The sequence below is a fragment of the Campylobacter sp. RM12654 genome (assembly GCF_020137585.1).
Taxonomy (GTDB): Bacteria; Campylobacterota; Campylobacteria; order Campylobacterales; family Campylobacteraceae; genus Campylobacter_E.
The window spans coordinates 1-13,647 of sequence record NZ_JACGAR010000020.1 but is presented as its reverse complement, the minus strand read 5'-3'; the positions used below and the strand labels follow the sequence as shown (position 1 = coordinate 13,647).

Sequence of the window (13,647 nt, the reverse complement as noted above, 5' to 3'; positions counted from 1 at the left end):
GATGAGATTTAGCAAAATTCGTTCCAAGTTTTTGTGATTTCATATTTAAAAATTAACCTAAATTAATTAAACTTTTACTTTAAAATCAAGGAGAAAACATTGAGTATTAGAAATATAGCAGTAATCGCACACGTTGATCATGGTAAGACTACAATGGTTGATCAGTTATTAAAACAATCAGGAACATTTAGCGAAAGAGACCAAGTTGATGAACGCGTTATGGATAGTAATGATATTGAAAAAGAGCGTGGAATTACAATTCTTTCAAAAAACACAGCAATTAATTATAAAGGCACAAAAATTAACATAATTGATACTCCAGGCCACGCAGATTTTGGTGGAGAAGTTGAGCGTGTTTTAAAGATGATTGATGGGGTTTTATTAATCGTTGATGCTCAAGAAGGTGTTATGCCACAAACTAAATTCGTTGTTAAAAAAGCATTAGCATTAGGTCTTAGACCAATAGTTGTGGTAAATAAAATAGACAAAGCTGCAGCTGAACCTGATAGAGTAATTAATGAAGTATTTGACCTTTTTGCTGCACTTGATGCAACTGATGAGCAATTAGATTTCCCTGTAATTTATGCAATTGGAAAAGAAGGTATTGCAAAAAATGAATTAGATGATGATAGTAAGGATATGCAACCTTTATTTGACAAGATAATTGAGCATGTTCCAGCACCAAGTGGTAGTAATGAAAATCCTTTACAATTACAAGTATTTACATTGGGTTATGATAACTTCGTTGGTAAAATTGGAATTGCTAGAATTTTCAATGGAACAATTTCAAAAAATCAAAATGTAATGTTAGCTAAGGCTGATGGGACAAAACACACAGGAAGAATTTCAAAACTAATTGGATTTTTAGGTTTAGAAAAAATGGATATTGATAGTGCTAGCACAGGAGATATCGTAGCAATTGCAGGTTTTGATGCTTTAGATGTTGGAGATAGCGTAGTTGATCCTAGCAATCCTATGCCACTTGACCCACTGCATATAGAAGAACCTACTTTAAGCGTTGTATTTAGCGTAAATGATGGACCTTTAGCAGGAACTGAAGGAAAGCATGTTACAAGTAATAAAATCGCTGAAAGATTAGAAAGCGAAATGAAGACAAATATCGCTATGAAATATGAAAATATTGGCGAAGGTAAGTTTAAAGTAAGCGGTCGTGGTGAATTACAAATTACGATTTTAGCTGAAAATATGAGAAGAGAAGGTTTTGAGTTTTGTCTTGGACGCCCTGAAGTTATCGTAAAAATTGAAAATGGAGTTAAAACAGAGCCTTTTGAAAATCTAGTTATTGATGTTCCTGATGAGTTTAGTGGAACGGTTATTGAAAAGCTTGGAAGAAGAAGAGCTGAGATGAAAAGTATGGTTCCAACAGGAGATGGACAAACTAGACTTGAGTTTGAAATTCCTGCTCGTGGGCTAATTGGATTTAGAAGTCAGTTTTTAACAGATACAAAAGGTGAAGGTATAATGAATCATAGTTTTATGGAATTTAGACCTTTTGTTGGTAGTGTTGAAAAACGCCAAAATGGAGCATTAGTGAGTATGGAAAATGGTGTTGCATTAGCTTATTCATTATGGAATCTTCAAGATAGGGGTGTTTTATTTATAGACCCTCAAGCAAAAACTTATGTTGGTATGATTATAGGCGAGCATAGTCGTCCGAATGACCTTGATGTAAATCCTATAAAAGGTAAAAACCTAACCAATGTTCGTGCTAGTGGTAGTGATGATGCTATTAAATTAGTTCCACCTAGAAAACCTACTTTAGAGCGTGCTATGGAGTGGATTGAAGAAGATGAATTAGTAGAAGTAACTCCAATTAATATTCGTATTAGAAAGCGTTATTTAGACCCAACTCTAAGACGCCGTATGGAAAAATCTAAATCTTAATTTTTATTCTTTCTATTCTAAATCTTTTAAAGAATTTAGAATAGAAAATTAAAATGTTTGAAAATAAAGCTTTTAAGACTTCTGTTAAGCAAAAACAATTAAAATTAAAAGATTATGAAAAAAGCAAAACCTATTAGAATGTGTATTATTTGCAAGATTAGAAAAAATCAAACTGATTTAAAGCGTTTTCAAGTGTCTTTAAATGAAGTTTTATTTCAATTTAATAGCGGTAGAAGTATGTATTTATGTGATGAATGCCTTAAAAAAGATGATAGTGATTTTTTAAAGTCTTTGCAAAAAGTTATAAAAATTAATATAGATAAAAAAGAACTTGCTAGTAAATTAAAAGAAAGGTTTTTAAATGGCGAATATAAAAATTAGTGAAATAGCAGCGGAATTAGGTTATCAAAATAAAGAAACTTTAGAAAAAATTAATGAATTAGGATTTGATTATAAATCACCTCAAAAAGCTGTAAGTGAAGATGTAGCAGCAGCAATATATGAGTATTTAAAAAATGGAACAATTCAACAAATTTTAAAAGATGAAGTTGCAAAATCAAGTAAAAGTGCCAAAAAATCTAGTACAAAATCAACTACTTCTAAAACTACAAAAAGTAAAACTGAAAAAGCTGAAAAAAGTACAAAGACTGAAAAGATTGAAAAAACAAAAAAAACTGAAAGCAAACAAAAAGAAATTCTTAAAGAAGAAACCAAAGAAGATAAACAAGAAACTAAAGAAGAAAAAATAGTAGAAGAAAAAATCACTAAGGTAGAAGTTAAAGAAGAAATGAAAAGCAAAGAAATAGCAAAAGAAGAATTAGTGCAAGAAGAACCTGTAAGTCTTGCAAGAAGTGGGCTTGAAAAACGCCGTGGCTTAGTAATCATTAAGAAGAAAAATGCAGTAAAAGAAGAAGTTAAAGAAGAGGTTAAGCCTAAAGCTCAATCAAAAGAGCCCGTATCGTTTGCTTCAATATTTAGCACAGATGAAAGCTTAAAAAAGAAAAAAGCTAAAAAAATAGTTCCAGCAGCAAGAAAAGAAAGTTCATCTAAGATGGATTTTGATACTAATTTTGCAGAGATTAATGATGATGAAGATGATGTTGTGGTTATGCCTGATTTTTCATTTAATGAAAGAAAAGAAGATATTGAAAAGCCTGCAAAGGCACAAACTTCATTAAGAAGTGCATTTAATAACCAAATCAATCAATTTACAAATACTTCAATAGCAAGGTCTCGCCGTAAAAAATCAAAAGCATATAAAAAAGAACAAAGTAGCGAAGAAATTACAAGTATTAAAATTCCTAAAGAAATAAGACTTTATGAATTAGCAGAGAAGTTAGGTAAAAAAGATAGCGAATTAATCTCAAAATTATTTATGCAAGGAATGATGACTACTAAAAATGATTTCTTAGATGAAGAAACTATTGAGATTTTAGGACTTGAGTTTGGAATTGAAATAAGCTTTTTTGATGAGACTGCACAATTTGATTATGTTGCTGATTATGAAGAAAATCAAGAAGAATTAAAAGATATTAAAGTTCCTGTTGTAACAATTATGGGTCATGTTGATCATGGTAAGACAAGTTTGCTTGATTATATTAGAAATAGTCGTGTAGCAAGTGGCGAAGCAGGTGGAATTACTCAGCACGTTGGTGCTTATATGGTTAATAAAAATGGTAAAAATATAACCTTTATTGATACTCCAGGTCACGAAGCATTTTCAGCTATGAGAGCTAGGGGTGCTAGTGTTACTGATATAGTAATTATTGTTGTAGCTGCTGATGATGGTGTAAAACCACAAACAAAAGAAGCAATTTCGCATGCAAAAGCAGCTGGTGTTCCAATCATCATCGCTGTTAATAAAATAGATAAAGAAGCAGCAAATCCTGATAGAGTTAAAACCCAATTAGCAGAGCTTGATATTATGCCAACTGAGTGGGGTGGAAGTCATGAATTCGTTCATATTAGTGCTTTAAAGGGAACTGGAATTGAAGATTTACTTGAAATTATCTTATTACAAGCTGAAATTTTAGAGCTTAAAGCAAATAAAAATACAGCTGCAAAAGCAAATATAGTTGAAAGTTCTTTACAAAAAGGTCGTGGTGTAGTAACTACTGTGATTATGGAAAATGGAACGCTAAGAGTAGGAGATACCGTTGTAGCAGGCATTGCTTATGGTAGGGTAAAAAGCATTACAGATAGCAAAGGTAATGCATTAAAAGAGATTTTACCAGGCGAGTGTGGTGTAATTATGGGTCTTAATGAAATTCCTGATGCAGGTGAAACATTAATTAGTGTTGCGACTGATAAAGAAGCAAGAGATTATGCACAAAAACGCCACGAATATTTAAGACAAAAAGAATTAAGCAAATCAACAAAAGTAAGCCTTGATGAATTAAGTGCAAAAATTAAAGAAGGGAATTTAAAATCATTACCTGTTATTTTAAAAGCCGATGTAGGTGGAACATTAGAAGCTATTAGAGGAAGTCTTGAAAAGCTTTCAAATGATGAGGTAAAAGTTGATATTGTTTTAGGTGGTGTTGGTGGAATATCTCAAGGAGATATTGCTTTAGCACAAGCTAGCGGTGGTGTTATAGTTGGCTTTAATGTTCGTCCAACGGGGGATATTAAGGAAAAAGCAAAAGAAGCTAAGGTTGAGATTAAAACATATAATGTAATTTACAATCTAATTGATGAGATTAAGGCTATTTTAGGTGGTTTAATGAGTCCTATTATTAGCGAAGAGCAACTCGGACAAGCTGAAATTAGACAAGTAATCAATGTGCCAAAAGTAGGACAAATAGCAGGATGTATGGTAACTGATGGAAGTATAGTAAGAGGGGCTAAAATCCGTGTTATTCGTGAAGGTGTTGTAGTGTTTGAAGGAGAGATTAGTTCACTTAAACGCTTTAAAGACGACGCTAGAGAAGTTAGCAAAGGTTATGAATGTGGTGTTGGTATCGTTGGATTTAACGATATGAGAGAAGGCGATTTTATAGAAAGTTATAAAGAAGTTCAAAGTAAGGCTAGTTTATAATGAATGATAAAGCACAAATAAAACGCCTAAGAACACAAAGTTTGCTAAAGGAATTAGTAGGAGAAGCTTTAGCAAACTTAGATGATCCTTTATTAAGCGGTCTATTAGTAAATGATGTAGATTGTAAAAAGGGTCGTTATGATGCTTTTATATATTTAGATAAAATGTCGCTTACAAAAGATGAACAAAATTTAGTTCTTTCTAAGCTAAAAAGAGTTAGTAAAGTATTGCAAGCTCATTGCTTAGGAGCGCTTGGTATGTATAGATGTCCAAATTTTCATTTTAGGTTTGACGATAGTTTAGATAAAATTAATAGAATAGAAGAATTATTTAAGCAAATTAATAAGGAAAAGAAATAAATGGAGCTAGAGAATTTAGCTAAACAGCTTAATTTAGTGATTTATGATACTGAATTAGCAAAAGAAGGCAATAACTTTATTTATAGAATTTTCATCTTAAAAGATGGAGAAAGTAAATCAGTTAGCCTTGATGATTGCGAGCAATTTAGTAGATTGATTTCTCCTATACTTGATTTAAATCCACCTACAGATGAAAAATACTTTTTAGAAGTAAGCTCTCCTGGACTTGAAAGAAAGCTTACTAAAATAGAGCATTTTAAACTTAGTATAGGTGAGATATTAAAAATTAAAACTAAAGAAAAAGAAGAAATTATCTCAAAATTACTTGGTGCTGATGATGAAAAAATCACTTTAGAAGATGGCACAATTTTAAACTACGCAGATATTAAATCTACAAAAACTTATATCTATTGGTAAGGCAAAGCCTTACCTATATACTCTTACTCAAATTAATAATCATTAACAAAATCAAAATTAGAAATAAAAAAACAAAGAAATTTAAAGGAATTTGATGAAAACTATTACAAAAAAAGATACAAAAACCTTAGCATTAAGTGCATTAGGTGGGACATTAGAATTTTATGATTTTATTATATTTGCATTATTTACTCCGTATTTTACACATCATTTTTTTCCAAAAGAGCTTGATGAGAGTATAAAATTATTAAATACTTATGGAGCTTTTGCTGCAGGGTATTTAGCTCGTCCATTAGGTGGAGTTATAATGGCACATTTTGGCGATAAGTTTGGTAGGAAAAATATGTTTTTATTAAGCATTATTTTAATGGTAATTCCTACATTTATTTTTGCGATTATGCCTACTTATGAGCAAATTGGCTATTTTGCTATTGCTATTTTATTAGCTATTAGATTAGTTCAAGGCGTTGCGATTGGTGGAGAGTTACCTGGTGCTTGGGCTTTTATATATGAGCATAGTCCTGATAATAAAAAGGCATTATTTTTAGGAGTTTTAACTAGTGGGGTTTGTGGTGGTATTACTTTAGGAGCTTTAAGTGCGTTATTGCTTCAACTAAATTTCACAGAAGATGAAATAAAAGATTATGCGTATAGAATTCCTTTCTTAATCGGTGGTATTTTTGGTCTAATTAGCATTTATCTTAGAAGATTTTTGCAAGAAACTCCTATTTTTAAGCAACTTCAAGCTGAAAAGCAATTAAGCGATTTTCCTATAAAATCAGTCATTAAAGATTATAAAATGGAAATAATTTTATCAATGTTTTTAACTATTGTTCTTACTGCTTGTGTTTTAGTATTTTTAATAATGATGCCTAATTTTATGAAAGGTATTTTAAATATCAATCCTGCTTTAAATACTAGCTTGCAAATTATTGCTAGTGTTAGTATGATGATTGGACTTGTTGTTTGCGGGGCATTGGCTGATAGATTTAAAGCTAGTTTAATTTGCAAAATTTTTGCTATTTTATTAGTTTTTACTAGCACTATGTATTTTTATTCTTTATATGTTTTAAAGGATTTTGCTTCAACTTGTATATTTTATTTTGCTTCGGCGTTTTTTGGTGGTATTGTTAATTTTACATCATTATTTATGTGTAGGCTTTATAAGGCTAGTATTAGATATACAGGCATAGGATTTTCTTATAATTTAGCTTATGCAATAGCAGGATTTTTAACTCCAATTATCGTAGTTCAATCACACGGAAAATTTGATATTGGTAGTGGATATTACATTATTTTCATATGCTTAATGGCTTTTTTAAATTCTGTATTTTTTGACAAAATTATGAAAAATAAAAAATAAAGAATTTGATTTTAAGATAAACTCTAAAATTTTTAGAAGTTTATCTTATTTTGGAATAAGTTTTGCTTTTATCAAAATATAAAATATTTAAGGAAAGTTATGCAAAACGGATTTTATCAAGCTACAGGAGCAATGGTTACTCAACTAAATCGCTTAAATGTTATCTCTAATAATTTAGCTAATGTAAATACTGCAGGTTATAAAAGAGATAATGTAGTAATTGCTGATTTTAAAAGGCTTTATGATGAAGAAATGCAAAATATGCCAATTGATAATCATACAAAACAAGCTGCAAAATATATAAATCAAACCATAAATAGAGTTCCTAATATTGATATAGAATACACAGATTTTAGCGTAGGTGCAATCCGTCCGACCAACAATCCTTTAGATATTGCAATCAAAAGAAGTGATTGTTTTTTTATGGTTCGCTCATCAGATGGTAGTGTGAAATTTAGCAAAAATGGAGCATTTAGCCTAGATGAAGATGGCTTTATAGTTACAAAAAATGGAGATAGATTATTAAGCTCAAATTATTTTGAAGACCCTGCAAATGATGGCATTCAAGTAGGAGATAATCAAAGATTAACTATTGATTCAGATGGAAATGTCTATTTAGATGGTGAAGTAGCAAATAGGATTTTTGTAGCTAGGATGGATGATACAAGGGATTTAGAAAAGATAGGAGATAATCTTTATAAATTAGATGATTTAACTAAAATGCAAGATTTTGAGGGTTCAAATGCGCTTGCGAGTGGGTTTTTAGAAATGAGTAATGTAAATGCCGTTAATGAAATGGTAGGTCTTATAGAAACTCATCGTTTAGTTGAAATGTATCAAAAAGTAATGACTAGCCATATGGATGAGCTAAATAGCGACGCAATAAATAAATTAGCAAATGTTAAATAGGAGTAAAAATGCTTAGGTCTTTATATACAGCAGCAACAGGAATGATAGCACAGCAAACGCAAATTGATACAACATCTCATAATATTGCCAATGTAAATACTATGGGATACAAAAAAAATAGAGCAGAATTTGCTGATTTAATGTATCAAGTAATGGAATACGCAGGCACTAGCACAAGCACAACAACGCAAAGTCCAACAGGTATTGAAGTAGGTCTTGGGGTTCGCCCAACAGCAATTACAAAGCAATTTACACAAGGATATTTCAAAGAAACAGGCAATCAATTAGATATGGTAATAGCCGGTAATGGTTTTTTCCAAGTTCAGCTACCTGATGGCACTACGGCATATACAAGAAATGGTGCTTTTAAGCTAGATAGCGAAGGAACTATCGTAAATAGTGATGGATATAGATTAATCCCTGAAATTACAATTCCTGAAGATGCAGTTGCTATTGGGATAGGAACTGATGGGGTTGTAAGTGTAATTCAAGCGGGTAATCCTGAAGCAGTGCAACTAGGTCAAATTGAATTAGCAAACTTCATAAATCCTAGTGGCTTACACGCATTAGGAGATAATAATTTCCTTGAAACTAGTGCTAGTGGAGCAGTTGTAGTTGGCACTGGCGGGACTAATGGTTTTGGTCAAATTAAGCAAAACTTCGTAGAGATGAGTAACGTGCAATTAGTAGAAGAAATGACTGATTTAATCACAGGTCAAAGAGCTTATGAAGCAAACTCTAAAGCAATCACTACAAGTGATGAAATGCTATCAATCGTAAATGGACTTAAAAGATAAATAATATAGATTGAAATTCTTATAATTTTATAAGAATTTCAAATACGAATTACTTAAAAGTAACTTCTAATGCTTGTTTAATATCAGCTATTAAATCATCAGCATTTTCAATACCAACAGAAAGCCTTACAAGACCTTCGCTAACTCCAGCTTTTATTAATTCAGCTTCATTTAATTGTCTATGAGTATGACTTGCAGGGTGTAAAATACAGCTTCTTGCATCGGCTACATGAGTTGCTATCATTATTAATTTTAAGCTATCTAAAAACTTAACTGCCTTAGCTTTATTTGCTTTTAATGTAAAGCTAATAACCCCACAAACCCCATTAGGCATATATTCTAAAGCTAGATTATAATAAGGACTGCTTTTTAGCATAGGGCAATTTACGCTTTCAATATATTCATTATTTTCTAAAAATTCTGCAATTTTTTTTGCATTTTCGCAGTGTTTTGCCATTCTTAAAGGTAGGCTTTCAATATGAGTTGATAGCATATATGCACTAGTTGCAGGTAAACAAGCACCTATATCTCTCATTAATTGAACAATCATTTTTACAATATACGCTAATTTGCCAAATTTTTGTGTATAGATTAATCCGTGATATGACTCATCAGGGGTGTTAAAATCTGCAAATTTTTTAGGATACTTACTCCAATCAAAATTACCGCTATCAAGCACAACCCCAGCAATCACACTTGAATGCCCATCAAGATATTTAGTAGCTGAATGAATAACAATATCAGCTCCGTGTTTTATAGGCTGGCAATTAATAGGAGTTGCAAAAGTATTATCAATTACTAATGGAATTTCATTTTCGTGAGCAATATTTGCAAATCTTTTAATATCAAGCACTACTAAAGCAGGATTTGATACGCTTTCAGCGTAAATTAATTTTGTGTTTTCTTTAATAGCTGCTCTTATTTCATCATCTGTGCTATTTGCACTAATAAAGGTGCAATCAATTCCAAATTTTTTAAGCGTTACGCCTATTAGATTTATACTTCCACCATAAATCTCATTTACGCAAACTAAATGATCTCCTGCTTTACAAATATTTGTAATTGCAAAAAATATAGCTGCTTGTCCGCTAGAAGTTAGCACCCCAGCAATTGCTCCTTCTAATTTAGCAATTTTACTAGCTACATAATCATTTGTAGGATTTGCTACTCTTGAGTAAAAATATCCACTTTCTTCTAAGTCAAATAATTTTCCCATAAATTCACAAGAATCGTATTTGTAAGTAGTTGATTGAATGATTGGCACTTGCCTACTTTCGCCATTTTTTGGCTCATAACCTGCGTGAATACATAAAGTATCTTGTTTTAACATTTTCTCTCCTTTAAAAAAATATTAGTTTAACTTTATTTTAAGTATTTAGCAAGTAAAAAATGGCAAAATTAGTTAAAAAAGGAGAAAAAATGCCCGTTAATATAAAAACTAACCTTCCAGCAAAAGTTTTACTAGAAAATGAAAATATTTTCGTAATGGACGAAGCAAGAGCAAATTCTCAAGATATTCGTCCATTAGAGCTTGTGATTTTAAACCTTATGCCAATCAAAGAAGAAACTGAATTAGAATTACTTAGAATGCTTTCTAATACGCCTTTACAAGTAAAAATCACGCTTTTAAGAATAGCAAGTCACGAGAGCAAAAACACTTGTCAAAGCCACTTAAATGAGCATTATTTGGTATTTGATGAGATAAAGCATAAAAAATTTGATGGAATGATAATAACAGGAGCTCCGCTAGAACAATATGAATTTAGCGAAATAACTTATTATGATGAATTAGTTAGTATTTTAGAATGGAGCAAAAGCAATGTTTTTAGCACTCTTCATATATGCTATGGTGCGATGTTTGGGCTAAATTATCATTACAATATTGCAAAAATTCCTTTAAAAAAGAAATTAAGCGGAGTGTTTTATCACGATGTAATTGATAGTAAAGATGAGATTTTAAGGGGAATTGATGATGTGTTTTTAGCTCCACATTCAAGGCATTCAGGAATTGATGAATTAGCCTTAGCAAATCATAAATCTTTAGTGATTTTAGCTAAAAGCGATTTAGCAGGAAGCTATTTGATAAGAAGTTCTGATAGAAGACAAGTTTTTGTCCTAGGTCATCCTGAATACTCTCGCACTACTTTAGATAATGAGTATAAAAGAGATATTAAAAACGGCTTAGATGTTGATATTCCTTATAATTATTATAAAGATGATAATCCAAACAATCCCCCAAAACTTACTTGGAGAGCTCACGCAAATTGTGTTTATATAAACTGGCTAAATTATTATGTATATCAAACTACACCTTTTGAATTAGACAAACTTAATTCAATTAATTAAGATTTAGATTTTCTAAATCTTAATTAGATTTTTTTAACTCCGCTTTCATTCATATAATTTATGAAATCTTGTCTTAATTCTTCTTCTTTTTGTTTTATTTTTGCTAGTTCTAATTCTTGCTCTTTTTTCTTTTCATTTTCTTTTATATCTGTTTTGATTTGTTTTAATGAGTCTAAAAAGTCCATTTTTTCTCCTTTTGATTTTTGTATTATATTATTTAAATAATGTAATAAATAACTTTTAAAAATATAAATTCAATATGTTTTATTTAATAAATTTTTGCATAATGCTAAGTCGTAAAGAGTTAAAAAGAGATAATTTTATTAAATCAAAGGAGATAATTTGAAAACCATAATCGCATTAGATTTTGACACCTTAGAGCAAAGCCGTGAATTTGTATCAAAACTATCAGCAAAAAATCTTGAAAACTATGCAAAAGAGCATAATTTAAAATTAATTATGCCTTATTTAAAAGTCGGTATGTGGCAATACTACACAGCTGGAAATGACTTTTTAAAAGAGCTAAAAGACTTAGGTTTTAATATATTTTTAGATTTAAAATTAATTGATATCCCAAATACTATTTATAATGCTACTAAGACACTTTTAAAAAATGATATTGATATTTTAAGCCTTCATTCTTTTGCAGGCGAGCAAGCTTTAAAGGCTGCTGTTAATGCTAAAAATGAATTAGGTAGCAAGTGTGAATTATTTGGAATTTCTGTATTAACTTCGTTTGAAGAAGAAGAATTTAAAAATGATTTAGGCTTTAATGGAAGCATTAATGATTGCGTAAAACAACGCTGTTTAATCAGCAAAAAAGCAGGTCTTGATGGTATAGTAAGTAGTGCTTATGAAGCAAAATTTGCTAAAGATTTAGGACTTAAGGCTCTTACGCCTGGCATTAGATTTTTAGGCAATGATGCAAATGACCAAGCAAGGGTTGCTACGCCAAAATTTGCTATAGAAAACAATATTGATTATATTGTAGCTGGTAGAATGATTACAAAGAGTTCTAATCCTATTAGAGCTTATTTTCAATGTATAAAAGGAGAAGAAAATGAATAAAGAAGTTGCAAGTGAAGTTGTAAAAATATTAAAAGATTGTGAAGCAATATTTATTAATACTAAAGAATTTTTCACATATTCAAGTGGTATTAAAAGCCCTATATATTGTGATAATCGTGTGTTAATTAGCTATCCAAAAGAGCGTAAAATCATAGCAAATCATTTAGCGAATTTGATTAAAGAAAAAGTAGGAGATGTTGATTACATAGCAGCAACTGCTACTGGAGCTATTGCTCACGGAGCTTGGGTGGCTGATATATTAAACAAACCATTAGTATATATATTATCAAAAAACAAAACCCACGGAAGAGCAAAGATGATTGAAGGAAGCTTTAAGCACGGAAGCACTTGCGTTGTGCTAGAAGATTTAATCTCAAGTGGCGGTTCAAGTATTGCTGCTGTTGGTGCTGCTAGGTCTCACGGATTAGATGTAAAAGGTGTGTTTTCAATATTTAGCTATGAATTAAATCAAGCTAAGAAAAATTATGAGAGTATTGATTGCCCTGCTTATTCGCTTAGTGGATTTTCTGCATTTAGTGGATTTTTAAGCGATGAAGAAGTAAAAGTTCTAAACGAATGGCGTGACGCTCAAGAATAAAATAATTTTAATTTCAAATTCCGATTTTGGAATTTGAATATATTCAGACCTTCTTTACTTTACAAAAAATAATTTTTATAATATTTACTTAATAATTAAAATTAAGGAGAAATAATGGCTTTTAAGAACGCAGTAGTTACAAAAGAACTTGACAAAAAATACAAAATGACAGATATTTTTTGCAATTATACAGATAGCTTATACTATAAACAAAATCGTATGTTGCCTGATGAGAAAAGAATAGTAATAGATGAAGAATTAGATTGTTTTATAATACAAGCTTATAATTTTTTAGACCCTGAATTAGAGCGTGCAAGACTTAGTAAAGGCTTGTGGGTTTTATATTATAAAGGTAATTTGATTGAAGTTATACTTGATTATGATTTTGATATAACAATAGATGGTGTTTTATATGATAAAGTTTGGAGTATTTTTGATATTAAAAACAATGAATTATTAAGTGAAAAAGAAGTTATAAATCTTCTTAAAGAAATATTAGATGTTTATAATCTTTCTGGTGCTTGGGAAACAATTGACGGCTATAAAGTATATGTAAGAGATGAAATAATAAAAGAATAAATATTTTAAATCCTAATTCAAATTCTTTAAAAATTGTGGAATTTTAAGTAGGAATTTGGTTTAAAAAAGGTAAGCAAATGGCTTTTAAAAACGCAATTATTGATGATAGATTAGAGAAGAAATATTCTTTTGTAGATATTTGTATTAAGCATACTAATGATTGGTATCTCAAACAACATCATAAATTTCCTTTTGAAGAACGCATTGTAATAGATGAAGAGTTAGACTGCTGGTTTATGAATTGTATGTATTTTGATGACCCAGAACTA

At 30.5% G+C, this 13,647-nt stretch carries 14 protein-coding genes and 1 pseudogene; 13 read left to right on the top strand and 2 right to left on the bottom strand.

The annotated features are described in order from the left end of the window. Positions 1–99 precede the first annotated feature (99 nt). The 8 genes from typA (at position 100) to flgG (ending at position 8,787) form a co-directional block, all read left to right on the top strand. On the top strand, positions 100–1,905 hold the full coding sequence (typA, locus tag AVBRAN12654_RS07185) for a translational GTPase TypA (protein ID WP_214116827.1): 1,806 nt from the start codon (positions 100–102) through the stop codon (positions 1,903–1,905). Between the two features lie 114 nt (positions 1,906–2,019). Further along, positions 2,020–2,286: a DUF448 domain-containing protein gene (locus tag AVBRAN12654_RS07180; RefSeq protein WP_214116825.1), complete on the top strand. Its 267-nt coding sequence runs from the start codon at positions 2,020–2,022 to the stop codon at positions 2,284–2,286. Then, positions 2,267–4,942, top strand: a complete 2,676-nt coding sequence (gene infB, locus AVBRAN12654_RS07175; RefSeq protein ID WP_336606689.1) for a translation initiation factor IF-2 — start codon at positions 2,267–2,269, stop codon at positions 4,940–4,942. The genes AVBRAN12654_RS07180 and infB overlap by 20 nt, the downstream gene beginning before the upstream one ends. Then, positions 4,942–5,301, top strand: a complete 360-nt coding sequence (gene rbfA, locus AVBRAN12654_RS07170) for a 30S ribosome-binding factor RbfA (protein WP_214116821.1) — start codon at positions 4,942–4,944, stop codon at positions 5,299–5,301. The genes infB and rbfA overlap by 1 nt, the downstream gene beginning before the upstream one ends. Next, positions 5,302–5,718 carry a ribosome maturation factor gene (locus AVBRAN12654_RS07165; protein WP_336612368.1) on the top strand — a complete coding sequence of 139 codons (417 nt, stop codon included), beginning with the start codon at positions 5,302–5,304 and terminating at the stop codon, positions 5,716–5,718. A gap of 94 nt (positions 5,719–5,812) precedes the next feature. Beyond that, positions 5,813–7,081: an MFS transporter gene (locus AVBRAN12654_RS07160; protein ID WP_336606687.1), complete on the top strand. Its 1,269-nt coding sequence runs from the start codon at positions 5,813–5,815 to the stop codon at positions 7,079–7,081. 99 nt (positions 7,082–7,180) lie between these two features. Then, entirely contained in the window at positions 7,181–7,990 is an 810-nt protein-coding gene (locus tag AVBRAN12654_RS07155) for a flagellar hook-basal body protein (RefSeq protein ID WP_214116815.1), read from the top strand. 8 nt (positions 7,991–7,998) lie between these two features. Next, a complete protein-coding gene (gene flgG / locus AVBRAN12654_RS07150) occupies positions 7,999–8,787 on the top strand; it encodes a flagellar basal-body rod protein FlgG (RefSeq protein WP_214116814.1) in 789 nt (262 codons plus the stop codon). Positions 8,788–8,836: 49 nt separating this feature from the next. Here flgG and AVBRAN12654_RS07145 read toward each other — a convergent pair whose 3' ends face one another. Next, the gene (locus AVBRAN12654_RS07145) at positions 8,837–10,117 is read right to left on the bottom strand and encodes an O-acetylhomoserine aminocarboxypropyltransferase/cysteine synthase family protein (RefSeq protein ID WP_214116812.1); all 1,281 of its coding nucleotides are present in this window, start codon (positions 10,115–10,117) and stop codon (positions 8,837–8,839) included. A gap of 89 nt (positions 10,118–10,206) precedes the next feature. On the opposite strand from AVBRAN12654_RS07145, the gene AVBRAN12654_RS07140 reads away from it, so the two are divergent. Beyond that, a complete protein-coding gene (locus AVBRAN12654_RS07140) occupies positions 10,207–11,133 on the top strand; it encodes a homoserine O-succinyltransferase (protein WP_214149860.1) in 927 nt (308 codons plus the stop codon). A 23-nt stretch (positions 11,134–11,156) separates the two neighbouring features. Here the strand turns inward: AVBRAN12654_RS07140 and AVBRAN12654_RS07135 are convergent, their stop codons facing one another. Further along, positions 11,157–11,318: a hypothetical protein gene (locus AVBRAN12654_RS07135; protein WP_214116808.1), complete on the bottom strand. Its 162-nt coding sequence runs from the start codon at positions 11,316–11,318 to the stop codon at positions 11,157–11,159. 157 nt (positions 11,319–11,475) lie between these two features. Between AVBRAN12654_RS07135 and pyrF the strand changes: the two genes are divergently transcribed. The 4 genes and pseudogenes from pyrF to AVBRAN12654_RS07115 form a co-directional block, all read left to right on the top strand. Beyond that, on the top strand, positions 11,476–12,201 hold the full coding sequence (gene pyrF / locus AVBRAN12654_RS07130) for an orotidine-5'-phosphate decarboxylase (protein ID WP_214116806.1): 726 nt from the start codon (positions 11,476–11,478) through the stop codon (positions 12,199–12,201). Continuing rightward, entirely contained in the window at positions 12,194–12,799 is a 606-nt protein-coding gene (gene pyrE, locus AVBRAN12654_RS07125; protein WP_214119774.1) for an orotate phosphoribosyltransferase, read from the top strand. Before pyrF ends, pyrE begins: the two co-directional genes overlap by 8 nt. Before the next feature lie 114 nt (positions 12,800–12,913). Beyond that, positions 12,914–13,378 carry a hypothetical protein gene (locus AVBRAN12654_RS07120; protein ID WP_336614209.1) on the top strand — a complete coding sequence of 155 codons (465 nt, stop codon included), beginning with the start codon at positions 12,914–12,916 and terminating at the stop codon, positions 13,376–13,378. A 77-nt stretch (positions 13,379–13,455) separates the two neighbouring features. Then, a pseudogene (locus AVBRAN12654_RS07115) lies at positions 13,456–13,647 on the top strand (hypothetical protein); the annotation flags it as partial.

What these genes read in the sequence shown, in the direction of transcription:
- AVBRAN12654_RS07180 (WP_214116825.1), top strand. Translation starts at nt 2,020, where the DNA reads ATGAAAAAAGCAAAACCTATTAGAATGTGTATTATTTGCAAGATTAGA.
- infB (WP_336606689.1), top strand. Translation starts at nt 2,267, where the DNA reads ATGGCGAATATAAAAATTAGTGAAATAGCAGCGGAATTAGGTTATCAA.
- rbfA (WP_214116821.1), top strand. Translation starts at nt 4,942, where the DNA reads ATGAATGATAAAGCACAAATAAAACGCCTAAGAACACAAAGTTTGCTA.
- AVBRAN12654_RS07165 (WP_336612368.1), top strand. Translation starts at nt 5,302, where the DNA reads ATGGAGCTAGAGAATTTAGCTAAACAGCTTAATTTAGTGATTTATGAT.
- AVBRAN12654_RS07160 (WP_336606687.1), top strand. Translation starts at nt 5,813, where the DNA reads ATGAAAACTATTACAAAAAAAGATACAAAAACCTTAGCATTAAGTGCA.
- AVBRAN12654_RS07155 (WP_214116815.1), top strand. Translation starts at nt 7,181, where the DNA reads ATGCAAAACGGATTTTATCAAGCTACAGGAGCAATGGTTACTCAACTA.
- flgG (WP_214116814.1), top strand. Translation starts at nt 7,999, where the DNA reads ATGCTTAGGTCTTTATATACAGCAGCAACAGGAATGATAGCACAGCAA.
- AVBRAN12654_RS07145 (WP_214116812.1), bottom strand. Translation starts at nt 10,117, where the DNA reads ATGTTAAAACAAGATACTTTATGTATTCACGCAGGTTATGAGCCAAAA.
- AVBRAN12654_RS07140 (WP_214149860.1), top strand. Translation starts at nt 10,207, where the DNA reads ATGCCCGTTAATATAAAAACTAACCTTCCAGCAAAAGTTTTACTAGAA.
- AVBRAN12654_RS07135 (WP_214116808.1), bottom strand. Translation starts at nt 11,318, where the DNA reads ATGGACTTTTTAGACTCATTAAAACAAATCAAAACAGATATAAAAGAA.
- pyrE (WP_214119774.1), top strand. Translation starts at nt 12,194, where the DNA reads ATGAATAAAGAAGTTGCAAGTGAAGTTGTAAAAATATTAAAAGATTGT.
- AVBRAN12654_RS07120 (WP_336614209.1), top strand. Translation starts at nt 12,914, where the DNA reads ATGGCTTTTAAGAACGCAGTAGTTACAAAAGAACTTGACAAAAAATAC.